A 3,216-nucleotide genomic window follows, 5' to 3' on the forward strand; every position below is an offset into this window, starting at 1 on the left:
AATTAACCCTAGACCGCTAAGGGGTTAGCCATCCGTAGATTAAATCTCGAAATCAGGTAATCAAGCGATGAAACCAAAGGCCACCCACGGCGGCGCGCGCCCTGGCGCAGGGAGACCGCGCAAAGCGGCGGCGTCGTTCGCCGGCGACGCGCGAGAGTTCTTGCATCTTGTCATGCGCGGCGAGATCGAGGCTGCGCCTGCGCAGATACAGGCAGCGAAAGCGCTTCTGCGTCTGGACGGCGGCGGCGTAAAAGCCGAGCGACAGCGCGAGGCCGAGCACGTCGTCGCCGGCAAATTCAAGCCAATGCCAACGCCTCTGAAACTCATTGCCAGTGGCTGATCCTTGGTGGTCAACTGCCTGCCTTGACTGGCAGCGCAGGATCATTGCTGGAGAGTCGCTGATCCAGTTCTCGCCGCTTTACCCCAACAAGGCTGAAGAGGCGCTGCGGTACATCGACGAATTGCGCGTTGTAGACATGGCAGGCAGCCCTCGCATGGGGGATGCAGCGCGACCGTGGGTGCGCGACATCGTGGCGTCGATTTTTGGAGCCTGCGATCCAGAGACTGGACGTCGGGCTATCCGAGAGGCCCTGCTGCTGATAGCGAAAAAGAACGGAAAGAGCACGATCGCCGCAGCGATCATGATTACGGCGCTGCTGCTGAATTGGCGGAAATCCGCCGAGATGGGCATCCTGGCTCCGACACTCGAGGTCGCCAATAATGCCTGGGCACCCGCGCGTGACATGATACGCGTCGATCCTGAACTGTCCGCGCTGCTTGCCGTGCAGGATCACATCCGCACGATCACGCACCGGACGACGGGTGCCAAGCTGCAAGTAGTGGCCGCCGACAGCGAGACGGTTGCCGGCAAGAAGTGGTCGATCACGCTGGTCGACGAACTCTGGCTGTTCGGCAAACGTCCGAACGCGCACAAGATGCTGCTTGAGGCGACCGGCGGCATGGCGAGCCGGCCCGAGGGTTTTGTCCTTTATTTGTCAACGCAGTCGGACGAAGCGCCGAGCGGCGTGTTCCGCGAAAAACTGCTGTATGCGCGCGGCGTGCGCGACGGACGCATCGTTGACCCAGAGTTTTTGCCCGTGCTGTACGAATTTCCGCCATCGATGCTGGCGGACAAATCGTACATGGACGAGGCCAACTGGCGCATCACGAATCCGAATCTGGGTGCCAGCGTCGACGCCAGTTACATCCGGAGAAAGCTGCGCGAAGCGGAAGAAGGATCTGGCGCGACGCTGCAAGACGTGCTAGCCAAGCATTTGAACGTCGAGATTGGCCTCGCGCTGGCGCACAACCGTTGGGCCGGAGCCGACTACTGGGAGCAGCAGCGAGTAGACGGAGGGCTGACGCTGGAGCAGGTGATCCAGCGCAGCGAAGTGCTGACCGTTGGGATCGACGGCGGCGGCCTGGACGACCTGCTCGGGCTAGCCGTTGTAGGGCGCGACGCGCAAACCCGCGAGTGGTTGCTGTGGACGCGCGCGTGGGCGCATCACGTGGCGCTTGAGCGCCGCAAAAGCGAGTCGTCGCGGATGCGTGACTTTGAGCAAGACGGAGATTTGCGCGTTGTGGATCGCATCGGCGACGACGTGGCAGAGGTCGCTGCGACCGTCGCGCAAGTACACGAGAGCGGGAAACTGGATCGGATCGGAGCAGACCCCGCCGGAATCGGAGCAATCGTCGATGCAATCGTTGCGGAGGGCGTCGAGCAGGATCGAATCGTAGGGATATCGCAAGGCTGGAAAATGACTGGAGCCATCAAGACCACGGAGCGCAAGCTCGCCGAGCGCGCGCTGTGGCACGGCGGCCAGCGGCTGATGCAATGGTGCGTAGGCAACGCCAAAGTCGAGCCGAGAGGTAACGCAGTGACGATCACAAAGCAAGCGGCAGGAACAGCGAAGATCGACCCGCTCATGGCGACTTTCAATGCGGTATCTTTGATGGGGCTGAATCCGGCAGGCGGTGCGTCGCTTGACAGCATCATCAATTCTCCGATCAGCGCATGAGCTTTTTGACAACTTTTTCGCGCTGGCTTGGGCGTAGTGCCGTACTTGCGGATCGCACTGGCGATCAACTCGTGCTGCCCGCGTCGCCGCTGGTCGAGAACACCCAGCCGCTCGGGCCTGACTCGGCACTGCAGTTAGCGACGCTGTACCGCTGCGTCGATCTGCTCAGCAAGACCATAAGCACGCTCCCGCTGTTCGTGTACGAGCGCGACGGTGCCGGCCAACGCCGCCTCGCGCGCGACACGGTGCTGTGGTCGCTGATGCACGATGCGCCCAACGCCAGCTCAACCGCATCCGAGTTCTGGGGCGCGATGGTGCTCAATTTTCTCCTGCGCGGCAATGCCTACGCGCGGGTGCAGCGCAACGACCGCGGCGACCCTGTGGCGCTGTGGCCCATGTCTTCGGAACAGGTAGTGCCTTACATCGACCCGGAAACTGGATCTCTGTTTTACGAATACCAGCGCAATACCGAGCGCTGGCTGCTGCCTGCCGAAGAAGTTCTGCACGTGCGCGACACCGGCAACGGCATCGTCGGCCTATCGCGGATTGACTTCATGCGCGCCAGCATCAACGAAGCCGCGCGCGCCCAGGCTCAAGCAACGCGCCTGTTTTCAAACGGCAACAAGCCTACCGGTTTGCTGATGGTGCCCGCCAAGCTGAGTGACGATCAGCGCGCGCGCCTGCGGCAAAACTTTGGTGAGATCGCCTCGGGACTTGAGTCTCGGCTTTTTATTCTCGAAGCTGATATGAAGTACCAGCCGATCAGCCTCTCGCCCAATGATGTCCAGCTGCTGGAAACGCGCCGCTTCAGCGTCGAGGAAATCTGCCGTTGGTTTGGCGTGCCGCCGGTACTGGTCGGCCACAGCAATGTAACGACCTGGGGCAGCGGCATCGAGCAGATTCTCGACGGATTCCACAAACTGACGGTTCGGCCCATGCTTACCGTGATCGAGCAAGCCATCGCGCGCCGCGTGCTCACACCAGCGATGCGCAGTAGATACACCGTCGAGTTCTCCTTTGACGCCCTGCTGCGCGCCAATATCAGAGACCGCATGGAGGTCTACGCCAAAGCGGTGCAAAACGGCATCATGACCCGCAACGAAGCGCGCCAGTTAGAGAATTTGCCGCTAGTGGACGGCGGCGACGTCGCCACCGCTCAAACCAATCTTGCCCCCCTGCACATGCTTGGGCAAGTCGT

The 3,216-nt window shown here is 61.6% G+C and carries 3 protein-coding genes; all 3 read left to right on the forward strand.

The window, feature by feature from the left end; all coding sequences use genetic code 11:
* Positions 1-67 precede the first annotated feature (67 nt).
* The gene (locus ACOVRJ_RS09390; protein ID WP_422043593.1) at positions 68-340 is read left to right on the forward strand and encodes a hypothetical protein; all 273 of its coding nucleotides are present in this window, start codon (positions 68-70) and stop codon (positions 338-340) included.
* Positions 333-2,018, forward strand: a complete 1,686-nt coding sequence (locus ACOVRJ_RS09395; protein ID WP_422043594.1) for a terminase large subunit — start codon at positions 333-335, stop codon at positions 2,016-2,018. Before ACOVRJ_RS09390 ends, ACOVRJ_RS09395 begins: the two co-directional genes overlap by 8 nt.
* Positions 2,015-3,216, forward strand: a 1,202-nt coding sequence (locus ACOVRJ_RS09400) for a phage portal protein (protein WP_422043595.1), incomplete at its 3' end; no start/stop codon positions are given. The genes ACOVRJ_RS09395 and ACOVRJ_RS09400, both read left to right, overlap by 4 nt.

The organism is Roseateles sp., assembly GCF_049240545.1.
Lineage (GTDB): Bacteria > Pseudomonadota > Gammaproteobacteria > Burkholderiales > Burkholderiaceae_C > Paucibacter_A.